The sequence below is a fragment of the Sporosarcina sp. FSL K6-1508 genome, from assembly GCF_038007465.1.
GTDB lineage: Bacteria > Bacillota > Bacilli > Bacillales_A > Planococcaceae > Sporosarcina > Sporosarcina psychrophila_B.
In genome coordinates, this window is the sequence record NZ_JBBOXF010000001.1 from 476,054 (window position 1) to 496,363 (window position 20,310).

Sequence of the window (20,310 nt, forward strand, 5' to 3'; positions counted from 1 at the left end):
AGGAGTTAAGCTATGAGCACTTTACAGTTTTTAGCCGACGGATTCAGCGTCGCTTTTCAATGGCATAATCTATTATTCGCTTTTATCGGGGTCATCATCGGGACAGCGGTCGGCGTGTTACCCGGCATCGGTCCAATGAGTGGTGTCGCCCTTCTCATCCCCGTTACGGCAACGATCACTTCAGGAATGCCAACTGATGCCGCGGCCGCCAGTTCAATCATTTTACTGGCCGGTGTCTATTATGGAGCAATGTATGGGGGTTCCACAACATCGATATTATTGAATACCCCTGGCGAATCTTCGTCAGTCGTCACAACACTCGACGGCTACCAGATGGCCCGGCAAGGCCGTGCCGGTGCAGCTCTGGCCATTTCTGCAATTGGTTCATTTTGCGCCGGAATCATATCGCTGATCGGCCTTGTGCTACTAGCTCAGCCGCTTTCGAATGTCGCAATCAAGTTTGGCCCAGCGGAATATTTTTCTTTAATGCTGTTGGGTTTAGCCGCAGTAAGCGGACTCGCCGGAAAGTCGATGACGAAAGCATTAATGATGACTGTTTTCGGACTTATGCTTGGAACAATCGGCATTGACGCAGTTTCAGGAATTGCCCGCTTTACATACAACCAACCTATTCTTTTTTCCGGATTGGAATTTTTAACAATTGCTGTTGGATTGTTTGCACTTGGTGAAGTATTCAAGACGGTATTGGAACGCGATGAAGAAGACGGGGCCATTGCAAAGATCAATCGCATCCTCCCGACAAAACAAGATATGAAAGACAGCGCAGTTCCTATTGTACGTGGTTCCCTACTAGGATTTTTCATCGGGGTACTTCCAGGCGCCGGGGCAACACTCGCATCTTTCTTCTCCTATATAACGGAGAAAAAGTTCAGTAAAAACCCCGAAAGCTTCGGAAAAGGGAACATTGCCGGAGTAGCGGGTCCTGAATCTGCAAATAATGCTGCTTCTGGGGGCGCAATGATTCCTTTACTTACATTAGGAATCCCGGGTTCCGGTACAACCGCTATATTAATGGGCGCGCTTATCATGTATAACATTCAGCCAGGCCCTTTACTCTTTGACGAGCATCCGGATATCGCATGGGGGCTCATTGCGAGTATGTTTATCGGCAACTTGATGTTACTAGTATTGAATATGCCACTCGTTCGTGTGTTTGCCAAGGTCATTCAAACGCCTAAGAAATACTTATTGCCGATTATTATTGCCATTTCATTTTTCGGAGTTTACGCAGTCCAATATACGACATTTGATTTATACTTGCTACTTGGTTGTGGTTTGGCGGGTTATTTACTATCAAAAAATGATTATCCGGTAGCTCCATTAGTCTTGGCACTCGTATTAGGTCCAATGATTGAGAATAATATGCGGAGGGCACTAACTATTTCAAATGGTGATTTTAGTATCTTTTTCACAAAGCCATTATCACTCGTTTTCATCATAGTGGCTGCGGCATGGCTTCTGATTCCAATGTTATTGAAACTCAAAGGCCGCTCAGTCGTTGTAGAAGATGAAAGCTGATAGTGAGCGTTCAATTTCAAAAGCGGATTGCCTTCGATTCAAGGTGATCCGCTTTTGAAGTTATAAGGAGGTGCGATGCTTTTTCGATAAACTAAACAACGTTTTACCGTTACTAGATAACGCTCGCCCCTGCATCCTCTCACATAAAGAAAGCGTTGCCGCAACAACGCTTTCTTTCCTCATCCACCTATATAACTCATACCAATCTTCTTGCGGTTTTTCGCTGTCTGTTCAGTTCGTTCATCCGAATAACGATCACCGCGGCCCCGCCACACGCCTGTAATTACGTCAAGTAATTCTGCATCTGTCATTCCGCTACGGATTAGCTCCCGCAGATCGAACCCTTCTGTCGCGAACAAACATGTGTACAATTTACCATCCGATGACAATCTGGACCTTGTGCACGTCGAGCAAAAAGACTCCGAAACAGAAGTGATGAAACCGACTTGCGCCCCATTATCCACATAGCGATATCTCTTCGCAACTTCGCCATAATACTCCTCTTCTGCTGGTTCAATCGTATGGACGGAAGAAATCATATTGTAAATTTCTTTTTTCGTGACAACTTTTTCAAAGCTCCATCCGTTATCATTACCGACATCCATAAATTCAATGAAACGCAGTGTGATATCGCGTTCTTTGAAATAAGCGGCCATTGGAAGTATTTCTCCCTCATTGACGCCTTTTTGAACAACCATATTTACTTTTATTTCAAATCCTATTTTTTGCGCGTGGTCGATATTGGAAAGTATCAATTCCGGTTTTATCCCCCGCCCGTTCAGTTTCCCAAAAATAACAGGATCCAGTGCATCAAGGCTCATGTTCAATCGGCGGAGACCCGCATCATAAAGCGGTTGTGCATATTGTTTGAGTAACACACCATTTGTCGTCAAACCGATATCTTCAATGCCCTCAATCTTCATCAGTTTTTCAATCAACTTCGGCAGATCGCGACGCATAAGCGGTTCACCGCCCGTCAAACGAAGTTTTTTCACACCAAGTAGTGCAAATAACTTGGCAAACCGCTCAATTTCTTCAAAGGATAGAAGTTCATTTTTTGGTAGAAATACGTAATCATCACCAAAAACTTCTTTCGGCATGCAATAGGCACATCTAAAATTACATCGATCCGTCACTGATATCCGAAGATCCCGAATCGGTCGTCCAAGCTTATCTAGGATTGCTTCCAAAACTTCATCCCCTTTCCAGGGCTTCAAGTGTATTCACATTCATGAACACCCTTTTTTCATCATCAGTCAAAGTGCTTCCATTAATCCATACTGTATTAGTAATAGAGAGTATGTTCATCACACTTAGCTGACTATTTTCTACCGCTTTTTTCACAGCAATTTTCAATTTTTCATCCCAAATGGACACAAGCGGATGATACCGCCCATACGAAACAACCGCGGTAATACCTCTTTCGTGGTGTTTCATCAACCTCGACATGACCGATCCATCTACATATGGCATATCGCACGGCAATACTACATAGCGGTCCGCTTCCACGGATTCCATCACAGACAGGATCCCTGCAAGCGGACCGAGTCCTGCATATGCCACTAAATCGGTCATAATATGCACATGGCTAGGAAAACGCTCCATATGTTCCGGCCGTGTCACAACAACAATTTCGTCACAGCATATAGCCAAAGCATCCATTGCCCATTCATAAAAGTACTGATTTCCACGTTTAGCGAACGCTTTCGGCGAACCGAACCGCCGTGATAATCCGCCCGCTAAAACAATGCCCACCGTCTTTGTCATCCGCCGCTCACCGGTGGAATAAATGCACAGACATCACCCGATTGGATGAAATCTTCCTTTAAGGCATATTCTTCATTTACCGCGACATGCACGGTATCTTTTCCAAAACCCGGATACGTCATTTCCGCCCAATCCAGCAGTTCACGGACAGTCATTGATTCACGTTCAATTGTTTCTTCCGGCTTACCCGTCAATTCACGCAGCCTTGCAAAATAGCTTACTTTAATCACTTCTGCTCAATCCCCTTTTCAGGATACTTTTTCTGACCGCCAATCCACTCTTCGCCATCTTCCCATATTTCTTTTTTCCAGATGGGCACGATTTCTTTGATGCGTTCAATTGCATATTCGTTCGCCTCATAGGCCGCTTTACGATGCGGTGAGGAAACTGCAATGATTACCGCAATATCTGAAATATGCATCTCTCCGATTCGATGGGCAATCGCCACTTTTACGCCCGGCCATTTCGCTTCCATTTCCGCCCCGATTTGTACCAGTTTCTTTTCCGCCATCGGAACATATGCCTCATAAGACAAATACAATGTACGAATCCCATGCGTCCATTCCCGTACATGGCCTGTAAATACAGTGACGGCGCCCGCACCTGCATGGAGGACATAATCCGTATACTTTTGCGATTCAATTGGTGTTTCAACAATTTCAAACGGTTTCATTGCCATCCTCCTTTTCAATCCAGTCAAGTAGCCATCCATCCAATTGCTCAACGTCTAGCCTAGATGTAATATGCGAAATCCCAATTGCGCTTTCCGTGTACCCGACGATGAGCTGAATGCTATCCAATTTACACAGTGATACCCAATCTTCGTTATTCCTCAGAAGGACCACTTTCTCTCCTTGTTCTTTCTTATACCCTTCAACGAGTAGAATATCCGGTTTGCTGATCGTAGCTAATTCTTTCATTCCGACGAATTCTGTCTCTTCATTCAACAGTAATTGTACCGCACCGCCGCCTGCAACAATCGAAACGTCCGCACCACTTTCGAAAAACTGCATCGTATCTGTCGCGGAATCGGGCATAGCAGGTTGCCCCCCGTGTCCATGATGTTTCAATACGGCGACCGAAAAACCTTTGTCTTTCAGTAAACGAACCCATCTCGCAATAAGTGTTGTCTTCCCGCTATTTTTATAGCCGACTATATGAAGCGTCTTCATAGTACCCACTCACCGATGCCTTGCTCAGCTCCGAGCAATAGAATATCGACATCTGCTCCAGTCCTGTACCCGCGCGTTCCACTTGGCAAGACAATCAGGCAATTCCCCCGTGCAATCGATGAAACCGCATTTGATTTATTAAAGCCCGCAGGCACTGCAACGATACCCGCAGGCGTTGTTTCCCAAAATGCACGAATGAAGCGCGTGAAAGGATTCGGCTTTGCGAAGTCTTCGCCGAGTTTCACTGTCATACGCGGCATATAGGGTGTGATAGCCCCCTGCATGCCAAGAATCGCAGGTCTCGTCAACAATTCAAAACCCGTAAAACAGGCGGAAGGATTTCCCGATAGACCGAACAAAAGTTTATTACCAAGCACAGCGACCGTCGTCACGCTTCCCGGACGCATCGCAACTTTGTTAAATAAAGCCTTAGCACCGAGCCGCTCGTAAATAGCAGGCAAATAATCATAATCTCCGACGGAAACACCGCCTGTCGTAATCAGTAAATCCGTTTCAGCAAGCGCTTTTTCAACTACTTCCGTGCACGTATCGAGATCATCCACCTGCATACCATATGATGTGTAGCCAATTCCCATTCGTGTTAGTTGCGCTGCAATCATCGGCCCATTTGAATTTCGGATCTTTCCAGGCGCAAGTTCTTCGGACACGTCAAGCAATTCCGTCCCTGTCGAAAGAATACCAGCGATAGGACGCTTGGCTACGTTAACTTTTGCATAACCGAATGTCGCAAGGAGCGCAATTGTACCTGGATGGATAAATGCCCCAGCCTCAATTAAACGTTCACCTTCTTTTGCATCTTCACCTTTAAAAGATATATTTTCGCCTTGGCTAAATGGTTTTCGCAACGTGAAACTGTCTTTTCCTTCGGTCGTCTGCTCTAGCATGACAACCGCGTCGGCATTATCTGGAATCGGGGCACCTGTCATAATCCGGTATGCTTCCCTAGAACCAATGCCGCGGTCCGCTACATGTCCTGCACCTATTTCACCAATTACAGTGAACGGTATACGGTTATCCCCCGAGGCGCCTACTGTATCTTCTGCACGGACCGCAAATCCATCATAAGGTGACCTGTCGAATGAAGGCACATCATGTTTTGCAATAATCGGTTCGGCAAGAATTCTGCCATATGTATGTTCAAGTGCAATCGCTTCTGTACCCATCATATGGACGTTTTCCATAACAAGACGGACAGCTTCCGACACCTGAATAGGCTTTCTCATTTCTACCATAAGGATCCTCCTCTTTTATCTGCTATACTGAAAACATTATGTATGATATGAAAGGAATGACTCCATTGTCAGAGCTCACACATTTCAACGAACAAGGCCGTGCGAAAATGGTCGACGTTTCCGACAAGGCAGAAACAGTCCGGACAGCAATCGCAAAATCTTCCATCGTCGTTAACGAATTAATTCATTCACAAATTACGGAAGGTACAAATAAAAAAGGGGATGTATTTGCAGTCGCCCAAGTCGCTGCTATCATGGCGGCAAAAAGTACCTCCTCCATCATTCCCATGTGCCACCCGATTCCACTGACAGGCGTCAATATCCGTTTCGAATGGAATATCGACGAATCAGCTGGTTATTATGAAGTGCTAATCGAAGCCGAAGTGAAAACAAAAGGCGTGACGGGTGTTGAAATGGAAGCACTCACTGCCGCCTCAGCTGCTGCGCTGACAATTTACGACATGTGCAAAGCGGCTGGAAAAGAAATGGTCATAGGGCCGACAATGCTTCTGCAAAAGACCGGCGGAAAAAATGGGGATTACAATCGACAAGCTTAAAATGACTGTCTGACCAGCATTTGCTGGTCTTCTTTATACATTAATCAGTCGTCCAGATGCTTCGTCAGCTCATGGACGATATGGTGAACCTCAGGCAAGATCAGCCTATCCATCGCAAGTTCAACTGCTTTCACAGATCCGGGAAGTGCAAAATACGCCTTCTCTTTAATTACACCCGCCGCCGCTCTGCTTAATAATGCCTTCGTTCCAACATCCTCTGTATAGCTCAGATACCTGAACAATTCTCCAAAGCCATCTATCCTTTTCGTGAAATAAGGCGATACAGTTTCAATTGTGACATCACGGAAACCAATGCCCGTCCCACCTGTTGATATGATTGCATTAACGTTCGGATTTCGCAGCCATTCTTCTACGATTGATTCGATTTCCATCTTGTCATCTTGACAGATCCATGATTCAAAGACATGATGACCCGCCGATTCAAGCTTTTGCCGAATTGTCCAGCCACTTTTGTCATTCGACACATTTCGCGTATCACTCGTCGTCAAAACACAAAAAATAAGTTTTCTCTCTTTATCCGAGTCGTTCAAGTGTGACAAGTATATCCCTCCAGTTTACCCAAAAAATTGATGGTACAATTTACGGCCTATTTTCATATCCTTAAGTCCATGGATTAATAAACGGCCATTTCCAAATAAAATAAAGCGATACCGCTCCGTATTGAATTCCACGAAAAACGGGGTCACTTTATAAGGCACCCCCAACCTTTTAGCGACTGTTTCGCCATCTGTAATCGTCAATGAGCGGCTTGCATCCGGAATAATCTGTATCGTATCTCGTCCGCATAGCACCGCATATATAGTTCCTTCTGCACGGTGTAGTGCAGGATATGTGGGCGAATTTCCACATGTCTCACATACTTCGTTCCGCAGACGAGAAATCCCTGCTTCTACATGTGTATTGTTCCAAACATCGAAATGGAACAGCTTCGTGCGCATCGCATCCTTATTCCCTGTTAGCCACTTCAGCGCTTCCGCACTTTGATGCGCAGCCGTAATTTGAACGGCAGGTGCAATAATTCCTGTTGTATCGCAAGTTTCATTAACCGAAGGTAAAACCGGCAACAAACAGCGGAAACAAGCTGACTCACCTGGTACAAATGGAAAAATCGAACCCGAACTGCCTACACATGCCCCGTAAATCCATGGAATATTCTTTTTCCATGCAAGATCATTTATCAACAGGCGCGTTTCGAAGTTATCTGTCGCATCCATGATTAAATCAGTATCATCAGTGATCTGCTCCATTATCGAGCCGTCTACATGGTCAAGGATAGTAACAATTTCAACGTCTTGCCGGATTGTCTTCAAACGAGCGGCGGCTGCAATTACTTTAGGGTTCCCGTCCTGCGCATCTTGTTCAGTGAAAAGCTGTTGTCTTTGCAAATTAGAAGGCTCGACATAATCCCGATCTGCAATCGTCAGTTTTCTTACCCCTGCCCGAACAAGCGTCTCTGAAACGGATGAGCCTAATGCGCCACACCCAATAATGACAACATGGGCCGAACTTAACTTATCTTGTCCCGCCTGTCCTACAGGTTTAAATAATGTTTGCCTCGAATACCGGTTTTTCAACAGCCTTCTCTCCCCCTCTAAATTGAAGCAAGGGCTACCGGTCTGTTCGACCGGATGCCCTCTCAGCCTCTCGGCGTTATATCACTGAATGTTCCGACGTAACGGGTTATATCTCCGGAATCATCTTTCACTGCACTGATTGACAGCAGTTCAAGGTATTCCTCACCGTTTTTGCGTTTATTCCATACTTCGCCTTGCCATAAGCCCTCTTGACCAATTTGACTCCACATTGACGTATAAAACTCTTTCGAGTGTCTTCCGGAACTATACATATTCGGATTGCTGCCCACTACTTCTTCTTCCGTATAGCCAGTCAGTTTGGTAAACGCGGGGTTCACCGATTCAATCGTTCCTGTCACGTCTGTTACAAGAATACCTTGGCCTGTCGAATTGAAAACTTCTGCAGACATGCTAAGCCGATCCATATAATAGAGCCAGATGACGAGGACCAGGCTTACGAGCGCCACTTGAGAGAACGCCATAAAACCAATTGAATAGGAACCTGTCATCGAGTGGATAACCGATAGCAGCAAAGGAGGAAAAAATCCGCCTAGACCGCCCATCATCGATACAATTCCGTTGGCAATCCCCGCCTGTTTGTTGAAATAAAACGGAACAAGTTTGAAAATGACGCCATTCCCGATTCCAGCAGCGACAGCGATTAACATACTACCCACCGTATACAACTCAATCGACGGTGAAAATGCGAGAATAATAGCGGCAAACGTAAGACCCGCAAAGACACCCATCAATAAGAACAACGGCTGGAATTTATCAGCAAGCCATCCACCGACTGGCCGCAGAAATGTCGCGACTACGATAAAACCTGCAGTCCGCATACCCGCATCCACTTTCTCCAGTTCAAAGTACGTGACCAGAAAGTTGGGAAGGAAAATTGTAAATGCAACAAACGAACCAAACGTTATGAAATAGAATAGAGAGAAGAACCACAGTTTCTCATTTTTATAAACGCCTTTGATTTGCTCGAGAATCGGTGTTTTCACTTTCACTTCGTGCTTATCACCAAATATGAAGTTCAAAGCTGCGAAGATAAGCAGTAGTACAAGATAGAATTTGACCGTCATCGACCAACCTACTTGCGTTGCGATGACTGGTGCCGCGAAGGTTGAAATTGCAGTCCCCATATTTCCCATTCCGTAAATACCATTGACGAGACCATGCTTTTTCTTTGGATAATACTTAGGAAGCGATGTTACACCAACAGAGAATACAGCCCCTCCGATTCCGAGGAATGTACCTCCAATAATCAGATCTGCGAACGTCGACGCAGAACTTATGTAAAACACAGGAAACAAGAGTAATATGAAACTCGCAAAAAAAATTATTCTTGCACCAAAGATATTTGCATAATAGCCGAGCGGTATTCTAAGGATGGACCCTAGTACAACCGGAACAGCTGTTACAATAGCAAGTTTTTCCGCCGGAATCGCAATATCCTCACGGATGAATGGTAACAGTGAAGAAATTAGCACCCATACCATGAAACCGACTACTAAATTCGCCGTTTGTAATGGCAATTGTATTTTTTTATTCATCAAAGATCAATCCAATCATTATTTATTTGAATGAATTCGACATTGATTCCCTGCTTTAATTATAGATATATTATTTTACGATAAGTAGTAGGTACTCCCCCTTTTGCCTACAAGGGTTTTCCCTATATCAAGCAATCTCTAACAAAACCTACTAAAGTATTGATGTATATAATTGCTCATAGAGTTTATCTTGCTCTTTTATGTTAAGGATATTATTAACCATTAAAAATAACACTGATTCTTCTTTTAAAAAATGAACGGTTATGACCTCAAACGCTTCTGCAGCATCTTGAACAACTTTTTTCATTTCTTCCATCGAAAAGTGGCTTACATCACCTAATGTGTGGTGGAGAAAATGACCGATATATGCATCGATTTCTTCGTGTTCTTCTTCCGTTGCATTGACGGGGCCCTGTTCCGATCCAACATACTGAGCAAGCATCGGAAAGAGAAATTCTTCTTCTTTGTCCGTATGGTTCTTTAACGGTTCAATGAATTCAACGATGAGTTTTCTAAGCGACTTCAACGCCTCATGACCTTCTTCAACCGTATAAATATCCCTCTCAAAAGCAAGGACAATCGTATGCCAGCCGCTCATTAAGTATTCCAAATAACGGTGTTCATTTTCAAGCACACGCAAAGCCGGTAAGTCAAACTTGAACTTTTGTGCTTCAGCCATTTGAAACACACCTTTCCGCTAAAAGTTTAATAGTTTTTTCCGCAACGCATATTCAACAAGTTCGGGCCTGTTCTTTAATTGAAGTTTTTCCATAATCCTAGCTTTGTGCGCTTCGACTGTCTTAACGGAAATATACAGTTTTTCTGCAATTTCTTTATTTCCATAGCCCTTTGCTGCGAGCGGAAGAACTTCGATTTCACGTTTCGTTAAAATCTTAAAGGGATCGTCTTCCGTTATCCCCGCATCATGTTTGACGAACTCACGAACGAGCGAAGTTGCCATCGCAGGATGGATATATGTATCACCCGCGTAAACAGTACGAACTGCTAAAAGTAATTCTCCATCTGGCGCGTTTTTAAGTACATAACCGGATGCTCCGTTTTTCAGCACATGGAATAGATACTCCTCGTCATCATGCATTGTCAAAATGAGGATTTTTGTTTCAGGAAAATCCTCATTAATTTTCCCCGTAGCAATTAATCCACTTTCTCCGGGAGGCATGCTTAAGTCCAAAAGCAACACATCGGGACGGAGCTTCGCAACCAAGGCATAGGCTTCCAAACCATCGGCGGCAGTGGCAACTACTTCCATATCATCTTGAAAGTTCAAAATGTGCATAAAACCGCTACGAACCACGGCATGATCGTCCGCAATTATAATTTTCATCGGTTTCCTCCCTCCTTTTTCACAGGTACTGTGAGTGGGATTTCTAAACGTACGGATGTCCCTTTGCCAATATCCGATTGGATAACAAGCTGCCCATTTACCAGTTCTGCACGTTCTCTCATGCTATAAAGACCGAGACCTGTCCCACTTGGATCTATAATCTTTTTATCAAACCCTGATCCTTCATCAATAACCATCAATTCAAGATGCCCGGCGCGCTCAAAAAGTCGAACCGAAACCTCATCTGTACCAGCATATTTAAGCGCATTAAGAATGGCTTCCTGACAAACCCGGTAAACAACTGTCTCAATTTCACCTTCATACCTTTTCGCTTCAAGTTCAGCAGTAAAGTGAACGATAAGTCCATAATTCTTTTCAATCCATTTAAAATGCGTTCTAAAAGCAGCTTCAAGGCCAAGATCGTCTAAAGTTGCCGGTCTCAGTTCAACAGATAAATGGCGAATATCGTCCAGTAAACGCATAAGTGAACCTTCTGTCTGCTGCACTTTCTTAAGCACTTCCGCATCTATATTCATATACTTCAACACACGTAAATCTACAAGCGAACTAAGCATTTCTTGAGCTACACTATCGTGTAATTCCCTCGACAGCCGCTTCCTTTCATCTTCCTGTGCTTTAATCACGTTTTTCATCATTGTCTTTTGATTAAGCGTTTCTTGCGTTTTATATTGTTTCGTCAAATCCCTCAGCATGAATACACGGATTCCATTTTCTGCATCAATCGTTTGGTAACTTGCTGTATAAGGGATTATCCCTTTTCCCCGAGTATCTAAATAGACTTGAAATGAACTAAAATCATCTTGAGGACTTACTAAATAACACGACAGACATGTCTGAAGTTCTGTTTCACTCGTATACCCTTTGCAGGACATGCAAATTGCCCGTACATCTCCCTCAGCCATGCTATCCAGCACTTCTGCATCCAAAATAAGTTCCGCGGCACTATTCATGGCAATGATTTTTCCGCTGGAGTCAAAAAAGAAGATAGCTTCAGCAGTGTTGTCGTACATTTTCATTAACAAGTCTGTCAACTGAAAATCCCCGAGTTGCATCAATGCTTGACCATCTCCTTACTATAGTACGGACCGAAATTTGGTCCAACATTATTTTCGAATTCTATAAACGTTTCAGTAGTCATCCTTTTGTCATCACGATATGCAACTAGCAATACCCCATTTACACGATTGTACTTATAGAGCGGAATCGCTCCAAAACTTTTCAATCCTTCTGCAACGACGATGGGATAATTAAACAAATCATTTGGTGCAAGAGTAGTAGCTACATCTTGAATGAAAAGCGGTTTCCCTGTTTTAAACACATGGCCTGCAATCCCTTTTCCAGTTTGTAAAGTAATACGTCTATATCGATTACTTCGATTGCCGCTTACATATTCCCATTTGTGAGCAAAACGACTTTCAACCGACTGAACAAGTGCTAAAGCGACAAAGTCGAATTCAAATAAGTCTTTCAACCGTTCTATTTCCTGCTGATAATTGAAAGCTTGGTTTTCGAACATTACTTTTTCTCCCCGTCTGGAAACAGGCGAACTCTATAAGTTGAAATAAAGAATTCCATTGGACCACTGCGGCGCTAGGGGGCGCCTTCGCTCAGTATATGTACCAGATTTAATACTTCAACTTATATAGACCTTTTTCCTCTTTTTTTAAAAGCTATATAGAACAAACGTACCTTTTTTATTATGTTCGCTATCTAGATTCAAGATACTTATCTTAGTTATTACGGTGCCTTCTATATAGAATATAGCTTCTTCCCACATAATTCAACGGTACACTCCACACATGAACGAGTCTAGTAAATGGCCACATTGCAAAAATAAGGAACCCGGATAATACATGCAGCTGAAATGCTAGCGGAACACCTAACATATAGGCACCCTCAGGCCGAAAGATAAGTAAGGATCGGAACCATATCGAAATGGAACTGCGGTAATCAAACTCCGGTTGTGTAATACTTGTCGCAATCACGCTATACATGCCGATGAAAACAATGAACAACAAAAGTGAGTTAACGATTAAATCTGAAGCTGTTGACAATTTACGTACATTTTTCAATGCAAAACGGCGATACGTTAAAATGAACATCCCCAAGAACGTGACGACTCCAAAAAATCCCCCGCCCCATACAGCACCCATATGGTACATATGATCACTTATGCCAAGCGCCTGCGTCCACTCCTTCGGAACAGCAAGCCCCACGACATGGCCCGCTATTACGGGCATGATGCCGATATGGAACAGTAAACTACCTATCATCAGCTGTTTCTTTTCGATAAATTCACTTGATTTTGCAGTCCAGCCAAACTGGTCGTTCCGATATCTGAAAATATGCCCTACAACAAATGTTGCCATGCAAAGATAAGGAAAAATGACCCATAAAAATTGATTACCCATTTGTAGTCGCCTCCTGAAGAGCACATGACTTAAAGGTTTCCCTCATTCCCTTAATTAGATGGAAGTAGGGGCTATTATATTTCTCCAGCGCTTTTAACAGATGATATGTTCCATCCTCCATTACTGCGAGAAGCATACTAAAACTTTGTTCTGCCCTTGGATCACCTACCCACTCACACGCGTAAATAAATTCGCACATAAGGGGTAAAAAGTCAGACAGTTCACCAGCTGGCATATTCAATCCGAACATTTCATAAAGCACTTTCAATTTAGCAAGCATTTGACCGCGATCTTTCGCATCCTGATACTTTACGTAGGTCATGAACAACGTCGAGTCTGTCTGGAAATCAAACGTATATGTATACATTTCCTGGATGTCATCGAAGCTGTATTCATGCATTAGCTCCCAGTATTTTTTAATATGCACATATGCCGGATGAGAAGAGTCAAATGACTCTTCCATGACCGACGGTTGAAAATTCACTTTTTCTGGGTACGTAAGTTGCTGTGCGAAGAAGCCAAATGCATGTTTTTCGTTATACAGCTTCTGCAGATCAATCACGCCAAATCCCCCCGTAGAAGTTCTCTTCGTAAATTTCTTTGCCCGATTTCGCTTGAGGCTGCGTACCACAACCATCACAGCTACTATCTTCTTGTTTTATTCCCGCATAGCTGTATGGACTTTCCGATGTGCCCATACTGTAGTCGCCCATTTCGGCATAACCTTCGGAGCCTTGAGAACGGTATGCATTCATGTGGCCCTCTTTATGAGCCGTCGGGATGACAAAACGGTCTTCATATTTTGCGATTGCCAGCAATCTGTACATCGCCTTCGTTTGTTGAGCAGTCAGACCGACACGTTCCAGGCGTGATTCATCGAATTCTTTTCCGGAAGAAACGGCACGCATGTATGAACGCATCATTGCCATTTTTTGCAGCGCACCTTTCACAGTTTCGGTGTCCCCCGCCGTGAGCATATTCGCAAGGTATTGAATCGGAATCCGCATTTCCTCGATTGCCGGGAAAATCATATCCGGATTCTTAATCGAGTCTTTTCCTTCAAAGTAATTCATGATTGGGCTCAATGGTGGGACATACCAGACCATTGGCAACGTGCGGTATTCAGGGTGAAGGGGGAAAGCAAGCTTATATTCAATCGCCAATTTATAGACCGGCGAATTTTGAGCGCCTTCAATCCATTCTTCTGTAATCCCATCTTTTCTTGCCTGGGCGATAACTTCAGGATCATTTGGATCAAGAAAGAGATCAATCTGTGCTTTATACAACTCTTTTTCGTTCGGTGTAGAAGCTGCTTCAAGAACACGATCTGCGTCATATAGAAGAACGCCTAAATAGCGAATCCGGCCTGTGCATGTCTCAGAACAGACAGTCGGCAATCCTGACTCAATGCGCGGGAAACAGAATGTACATTTCTCGGCCTTATTCGTTTTCCAGTTAAAATAGACTTTCTTGTAAGGACAGCCAGTCATACAATAGCGCCAGCCACGGCAAGCTTCTTGGTCAACAAGGACAATCCCATCCTCATCCCGCTTGTAAATCGCGCCTGAAGGACATGAAGCAACACAGCTCGGATTGAGACAGTGTTCACACAACCTTGGCAGGTACATCATAAACGCTTGTTCAAAGTTGAATTTAATTTCTTCTTCTATCTTTTCGATATTAGGATCCATAGGCCCGGTAATATGAGCTCCGGCAAGCTGATCTTCCCAGTTCGGCCCCCATTCGAGATCCATGTATTCACCCGTCACAACAGACTTTGCACGAGCAACAGGCGTATGCTTACTGTCTGTTGCAGACGTCAGTTTTTCGTAATCATATGTCCATGGCACGTAGTAGTCTTTCATCTCGGGCATATCCGGGTTGTAGAAAATTTTACCAAGGGCAATTTTCGATAGTTTCGAACCCGATTTCAGCTCCAACTTACCTTTTTTATTAATTTGCCATCCACCTTTGTAAAGTTCCTGGTCTTCCCAGCGTTTTGGATAGCCGATTCCCGGTTTTGTTTCAACGTTATTGAACCACATATACTCCGCGCCTTCACGGTTTGTCCATGTCGTTTTACACGTAACACTGCAAGTATGGCAACCAATACATTTATCTAGATTCATAACCATTGCAACTTGTGCTTTAATCTTCAAGCCAGTTTACCTCCTTCATCTTGCGGACTGCTACATACTCATCCCGCTGATTTCCGATTGGTCCATAATAGTTGAATCCATAACTGAGCTGCGCGTATCCGCCAACCATTTGCGTCGGTTTCATATGAATCCGCGTCGGTGCGTTATGGCTTCCACCCCGTTCCTCTGAGATCTCAGAGCCTGGCACTTGAATATGTTTGTCTTGTGCGTGATACATGAACATCGTTCCTTTTGGTATTCTGTGACTGACGACGGCACGCGCAGTAACCACACCGTTTCGGTTGTACACTTCAAGCCACTGATTATCGTCAATCCCATGCTCTTCTGCATTTTCACTAGAAATCCAGACAGTCGGCCCGCCGCGAAACAACGTTAGCATATGCTGATTATCCTGATACGTCGTGTGAATGTTCCACTTACCATGGGGTGTCAAATACCGCAGAACGAGTGAATCTTGTCCGCCAATGATTTTTTTATCCCGTGGTCCGAATACCATCGGCGGAAGCGTCGGTTTATAAACCGGTAAGCCTTCACCGAATTCCAAGAATAATTCATGATCAATATAGAAATGCTGTCTGCCTGTCAATGTTCTGAACGGAACCAGCCGTTCAATATTCGTTGTAAATGGCGAGTAACGGCGACCAAGTTTATTTGAACCGGAGAATACCGGTGTCGGAATCACTTCTCGCGGCTGTGCAGTGATACCTGCAAACGTAAAGCGTTCTGCAGCACGATCGGCTGAAATATCTTTCAGTTCAACGCCGGTATCCAATTCCGCTGCTGCAAAAGCCTTTTGAGAAACGCGACCATTCGTTGCAGAAGATAGTGTCAGCATTGCTTCCGCCGCGTGCTTTGCTGTATGCAGTTTCGGCAAACCGTTTTTGATGGATTCATCGAAATAGGTGCCGTTGATGCCCTTCATCATTTCATATTCATCCGCGACAGAGAAACTGACGCCGTGTGCTCCTACTTTACCTGTTGATAATAACGGTCCAAGCGTGACGTATTTATCGTAAATTTGTGTGTAATCACGTTCCACAATTGTCATAGCGGGCATTGTTTTACCCGGTATCGCTTCAACCTCGCCTTTTTTCCAGTCCTTCACTTCGCCATAAGGCTGGGCAATTTCCTGGATAGAATCATGCGCAAGCGGTGTAGTGACAAGATCTTTATAAACGCCCGGAAGATGAACTTTCGCCATTTCCGAGAAGGTTTCCGCAAGTGCGCGGTAGATATCCCAATCCGAACGAGATTCCCAAAGTGGGTCAACTGCTGGGTTGAACGGGTGAACAAATGGATGCATATCCGTTGAAGAAAGGTCGTGTTTCTCATACCAAGTTGCTGCTGGAAGAACGACATCTGCGTACAACGGAGTTGTTGTCATCCGGAAATCCAGTGCTACGAGAAGATCAAGTTTTCCTTCTACGTCATCACGCCAAACAATTTCTTCAGGCTTAACATCTTCATTTGGCGTTGCAAGCAGAGCATGGGAAGCGCCGAATAAATGTTTCATAAAGTATTCCTGACCTTTTGCAGAACTCGACACTAAGTTAGAGCGCCAAACAAATAGAGACCGCGGGAAGTTTTCCGGAGCATCCGGATCTTCAATTGCAAATTGCGTTTCGCCTGACTTGATTTGTTCCAGTGTATAATTAACGATTTCCTGTGTGGTTGTTTTTCCTTCTTTTGCTGCCTCTTCTGCAAACATCAGACTATTCTTGTTGAATTGGGGATAAGACGGCAACCAACCAAGTCGTGCAGCCAATACGTTATAGTCTGCCGGATGCTGATAGCGGGCTTTTCCGCCTGTCGGTGACATAAGAAGATCCGCGCCCATTTCCTCGTACTTCCATTGATCAGTTCCAAAATAGAAATAAGATGTCGCGTTTTGAAGTCGCGCCGGTGCTTGCCAGTCACGTGCAAATGCGATTGTGCTCCATCCTTCAATCGGACGGCATTTTTCTTGACCAACGTAATGGGCCCAGCCACCACCATTAACGCCTTGACAACCAGTTAACATAACTAGGTTAAGAATTGATCTATAAATCGTGTCACTGTTAAACCAGTGATTAATGCCCGCTCCCATAATAATCATGGAACGACCGCCTGTTTCAAGTGCGTTATGTGCAAATTCCCGTGCGATTTGGATAACCAGTTCGGGTTTCACACTCGTGATTTTCTCTTGCCATGCGGGCGTGTAAAATGACCCGGCATCATCATAGCCGGAAGCTTCAAGATCACTGCCGATCCGGTTGACACCATACTGGCTTAACATCAAATCATGAACAGTCGTTACAAGACTTTCTGTTCCGTCCGCAAGCAATATTTTCTTTACAGGAATCGGACGTTTAAATGTTCCATTTGACACATTATCGAAGAATGGGAAGACAATCTCTTTCCATTCCGCGCCATGTTCAGCGATCGACAAGGCTGGCTCAACGCGTGTCCCATCTACACTATCAAGAATTAGGTTCCACTTCTTGTCTTCTTCCCAGCGCTGTCCCATCGTACCGTTCGGGACAATCACTTCACTTTTTGCCTCATCGAAAATTACCGGTTTCCATTCTGCGTGCTCGGAAGCTTGACCAATATCACTTGCCCGTAAAAATCGACCAGCTTTATATGAATCTTCATGTGCATCGAGTGTTATCAGGAAAGGCATATCTGTATATTGTTTCGCGTAATTCAAGAACATCGGCTCTTTACGTTGTTCATAAAATTCATCGAGAATGACATGCGTCATTGCTTGAGCAACTGCTGCGTCCGTTCCGGGATTTGCCGAAATCCAATCATCCGCATGTGTAACACTTTCCGCGTAATCAGGAGCAACGGAAACTACTTTTGTTCCTTTGTAGCGCACTTCTGTCATGAAGTGAGCATCTGGTGTTCTCGTTAGGGGCACATTCGATCCCCACATAATAATGTAACCGGCGTTAAACCAATCACTCGATTCAGGAACATCTGTCTGCTCACCCCAGATTTGCGGTGAAGAAGGCGGTAAGTCTGCATACCAGTCATAGAAACTAAGCATTTCACCGCCAAGAAGAGAGATAAATCGCGCCCCTGACGCATAACTGACCATTGACATCGCGGGAATCGGTGTAAATCCGGCAACTCTGTCAGGTCCATACTTTTGGATTGTGTAAATGAGCTGCGCAGAAATCATTAACGTCGCGTCTCTCCAGTTAACACGGACATGTCCGCCTTTTCCACGTGCTTTTTTATATTCATCTGCTTTTATAGGATCCTCTACAATGCTTGCCCATGCTTTCACCGGATCTTTCAGTTCAGCAACGGCTTGGCTCCACATGCGCCATAGTTTTCCTCGTATGTAGGGGTACTTCACTCGAAGAGGACTATACTCATACCAAGAAAAAGAGGCTCCACGAGGACATCCTCGCGGTTCAAATTCAGGCATATCGGGTCCGCATGAAGGATAGTCAATTTGCTGATTTTCCCACGTAATAATTCCATTTTTCACAAATACTTTCCAACTGCATGAGCCTGTGCAGTTCACGCCGTGCGTCGTCCGTACAACTTTGTCGTGCGACCAACGTTGCCGGTACATATTTTCCCAATCTCGACTTTTTTCTTCTAAAATTGACCAATTTCCCGAAAAACGTTCAACCGGTTTGAAGTAATTAAGTTCAAACTTTTTCTTCATTGGAAAAACCAACTCCTTTTCAGAATACCTAACGATCAATGACGGGAATCAGAGATTTGTTCATTCATATACTACTAATTGTAGGTATAGTTTAGGAGTCTTCCTAGTAGGGATGTTCCTATTTACCATGGGGAATACCCTTACTCATATGAAAGGCCGCTTTATCTATCCGCATTGGACATGATAAAACGGCCTATTTCGACTTTCCATATACATGTTGTGACTTTTTCTGCCACCATCCACTTTGGCTTTTGACATCTTATCGAATCATATTGCAGCTCGTACGCGATCAAATAGCACATTATTTTCGAGATGAACATGATCGAATGTGTCTTTTTCAAGCTGTTCGAGCCGTTTGTAGACAATCTGGAATGTCCCACAGGCATCTTCCGGAAGAGTGAAATCGCCGGTAATATCTCTCAATTCCTTCAGCAGCTTCCCTGCGTTGTCGTGCTCTTCCTCGAGTTCGAATACATGCGGCTTCAATTTTTCTTTTAATGCCGGCGTTGGATTTTCCATGAACTTTTGAATGAGCGGGAATACATTTCTGTCTTCATCATCTGTATGATCAAGCAATTCGGTGCGCAATGTTTTAAAGATTTCTTGAACACGTAACAGATAAGGATACTTCCCTCCGTGGACACGAGCAACTTTCATTATATAAGGGGCCAGCAAAGGCAATTCTTCCCGTAAATCTGCATGATACTTTTCTTGAATATAAGCAATCAATGTTTTATTGCCGAATGAAGATGGATGAATGCTTTCACGCATTTCACGCTTCTGTTCCATCTCTTTTAAACTCGTTAACACTTCCTTTGGATCAAGACCGCGTTTTTCTGCGGCTTCTTTGAGGGCCACTTTTCCACCGCAGCAAAAATCGATGCGCAGATTTCTGAACAAATCAGCACTTTGAGGAAGTGCTGTGACAATATCGGAAACTTGAGTGTCGAGTGCGAGTTGACTCATTCGTTTTCCTCCTACATTCTTTTTGGCGAGAATGGTACTTGCTTTTAACTATAGATTGTTGTGTTAACGAGTAATAGTAGGGCTTTCCCTACTTAAGAAATAGACGATATATAAAGTCACGTCTGTTGATTAACCACTTTTTCACATAAAGCACCAGTAAGAATAGCATAATAGTCTACGTATGATGAAATAAAGAATTCCATTGAACCGCTACGGCGCTAGGGGATGCCTCCCGCCATAAGCCAAGCAGCTTCGCCGCCAGTCTTATGGCTTCGGCTACCCCTGTTAAGGCGCCTTCGCTCAGT

20 protein-coding genes are annotated in these 20,310 nt (G+C 44.1%); 2 read left to right on the top strand and 18 right to left on the bottom strand.

Annotation, left to right across the window (positions count from 1 at the left end; genetic code table 11):
* The first annotated feature begins 12 nt into the window (after positions 1–12).
* Positions 13–1,539, top strand: a complete 1,527-nt coding sequence (locus MKZ11_RS02025) for a tripartite tricarboxylate transporter permease (protein WP_340792396.1) — start codon at positions 13–15, stop codon at positions 1,537–1,539.
* Positions 1,540–1,718: 179 nt separating this feature from the next.
* On the opposite strand, the gene moaA is transcribed toward MKZ11_RS02025, so the two are convergent.
* Genes moaA through MKZ11_RS02055 form a run of 6 tightly spaced genes read right to left on the bottom strand, consistent with a single transcriptional unit; the run spans position 1,719 to position 5,731 of the window.
* A complete protein-coding gene (moaA, locus tag MKZ11_RS02030) occupies positions 1,719–2,729 on the bottom strand; it encodes a GTP 3',8-cyclase MoaA (RefSeq protein ID WP_340792397.1) in 1,011 nt (336 codons plus the stop codon).
* Between the two features lie 4 nt (positions 2,730–2,733).
* Positions 2,734–3,306 (bottom strand): molybdenum cofactor guanylyltransferase, encoded by a 573-nt coding sequence (mobA, locus tag MKZ11_RS02035; protein WP_340792398.1) that lies wholly within the window; start codon positions 3,304–3,306, stop codon positions 2,734–2,736.
* The gene (gene moaD, locus MKZ11_RS02040) at positions 3,303–3,536 is read right to left on the bottom strand and encodes a molybdopterin converting factor subunit 1 (RefSeq protein WP_340792399.1); all 234 of its coding nucleotides are present in this window, start codon (positions 3,534–3,536) and stop codon (positions 3,303–3,305) included. The genes mobA and moaD overlap by 4 nt, the downstream gene beginning before the upstream one ends.
* Positions 3,533–3,979 carry a molybdenum cofactor biosynthesis protein MoaE gene (locus tag MKZ11_RS02045; protein WP_340792400.1) on the bottom strand — a complete coding sequence of 149 codons (447 nt, stop codon included), beginning with the start codon at positions 3,977–3,979 and terminating at the stop codon, positions 3,533–3,535. The genes moaD and MKZ11_RS02045 overlap by 4 nt, the downstream gene beginning before the upstream one ends.
* Positions 3,966–4,478 carry a molybdopterin-guanine dinucleotide biosynthesis protein B gene (mobB, locus tag MKZ11_RS02050; RefSeq protein WP_340792401.1) on the bottom strand — a complete coding sequence of 171 codons (513 nt, stop codon included), beginning with the start codon at positions 4,476–4,478 and terminating at the stop codon, positions 3,966–3,968. The genes MKZ11_RS02045 and mobB overlap by 14 nt, the downstream gene beginning before the upstream one ends.
* Entirely contained in the window at positions 4,475–5,731 is a 1,257-nt protein-coding gene (locus tag MKZ11_RS02055; protein WP_340792402.1) for a molybdopterin molybdotransferase MoeA, read from the bottom strand. Before MKZ11_RS02055 ends, mobB begins: the two co-directional genes overlap by 4 nt.
* A 65-nt stretch (positions 5,732–5,796) precedes the next feature.
* On the opposite strand from MKZ11_RS02055, the gene moaC reads away from it, so the two are divergent.
* Complete coding sequence (moaC, locus tag MKZ11_RS02060; RefSeq protein WP_340796891.1) at positions 5,797–6,288, top strand: cyclic pyranopterin monophosphate synthase MoaC; 492 nt, start codon at positions 5,797–5,799, stop codon at positions 6,286–6,288.
* Between the two features lie 44 nt (positions 6,289–6,332).
* On the opposite strand, the gene MKZ11_RS02065 is transcribed toward moaC, so the two are convergent.
* The 12 genes from MKZ11_RS02065 to ric all read right to left on the bottom strand — a co-directional run bounded on the left by MKZ11_RS02065 (position 6,333) and on the right by ric (position 20,005).
* Entirely contained in the window at positions 6,333–6,848 is a 516-nt protein-coding gene (locus tag MKZ11_RS02065) for a MogA/MoaB family molybdenum cofactor biosynthesis protein (protein ID WP_340792403.1), read from the bottom strand.
* A gap of 15 nt (positions 6,849–6,863) precedes the next feature.
* Positions 6,864–7,883: a ThiF family adenylyltransferase gene (locus tag MKZ11_RS02070; RefSeq protein WP_340792404.1), complete on the bottom strand. Its 1,020-nt coding sequence runs from the start codon at positions 7,881–7,883 to the stop codon at positions 6,864–6,866.
* Positions 7,884–7,945: 62 nt separating this feature from the next.
* Entirely contained in the window at positions 7,946–9,439 is a 1,494-nt protein-coding gene (locus MKZ11_RS02075; RefSeq protein ID WP_340792405.1) for a nitrate/nitrite transporter, read from the bottom strand.
* A 151-nt stretch (positions 9,440–9,590) separates the two neighbouring features.
* Entirely contained in the window at positions 9,591–10,118 is a 528-nt protein-coding gene (locus tag MKZ11_RS02080) for a hemerythrin domain-containing protein (protein WP_340792406.1), read from the bottom strand.
* 18 nt (positions 10,119–10,136) lie between these two features.
* Positions 10,137–10,784 carry a response regulator transcription factor gene (locus tag MKZ11_RS02085; protein ID WP_340792407.1) on the bottom strand — a complete coding sequence of 216 codons (648 nt, stop codon included), beginning with the start codon at positions 10,782–10,784 and terminating at the stop codon, positions 10,137–10,139.
* Entirely contained in the window at positions 10,781–11,857 is a 1,077-nt protein-coding gene (locus MKZ11_RS02090; protein WP_340792408.1) for a sensor histidine kinase, read from the bottom strand. Before MKZ11_RS02090 ends, MKZ11_RS02085 begins: the two co-directional genes overlap by 4 nt.
* Positions 11,857–12,321, bottom strand: a complete 465-nt coding sequence (locus MKZ11_RS02095; RefSeq protein ID WP_340792409.1) for a GAF domain-containing protein — start codon at positions 12,319–12,321, stop codon at positions 11,857–11,859. The genes MKZ11_RS02090 and MKZ11_RS02095 overlap by 1 nt, the downstream gene beginning before the upstream one ends.
* 214 nt (positions 12,322–12,535) lie before the next feature.
* Entirely contained in the window at positions 12,536–13,216 is a 681-nt protein-coding gene (gene narI / locus MKZ11_RS02100) for a respiratory nitrate reductase subunit gamma (RefSeq protein WP_340792410.1), read from the bottom strand.
* On the bottom strand, positions 13,209–13,778 hold the full coding sequence (locus tag MKZ11_RS02105; protein WP_340792411.1) for a nitrate reductase molybdenum cofactor assembly chaperone: 570 nt from the start codon (positions 13,776–13,778) through the stop codon (positions 13,209–13,211). The genes narI and MKZ11_RS02105 overlap by 8 nt, the downstream gene beginning before the upstream one ends.
* Positions 13,771–15,375, bottom strand: a complete 1,605-nt coding sequence (narH, locus tag MKZ11_RS02110) for a nitrate reductase subunit beta (protein ID WP_340792412.1) — start codon at positions 15,373–15,375, stop codon at positions 13,771–13,773. The genes MKZ11_RS02105 and narH overlap by 8 nt, the downstream gene beginning before the upstream one ends.
* A complete protein-coding gene (locus MKZ11_RS02115) occupies positions 15,365–19,039 on the bottom strand; it encodes a nitrate reductase subunit alpha (protein WP_340792413.1) in 3,675 nt (1,224 codons plus the stop codon). Before MKZ11_RS02115 ends, narH begins: the two co-directional genes overlap by 11 nt.
* A gap of 267 nt (positions 19,040–19,306) precedes the next feature.
* Positions 19,307–20,005, bottom strand: coding sequence for an iron-sulfur cluster repair di-iron protein (gene ric / locus MKZ11_RS02120; protein WP_340792414.1), 699 nt, complete (start codon positions 20,003–20,005; stop codon positions 19,307–19,309).
* Positions 20,006–20,310 lie beyond the last annotated feature (305 nt).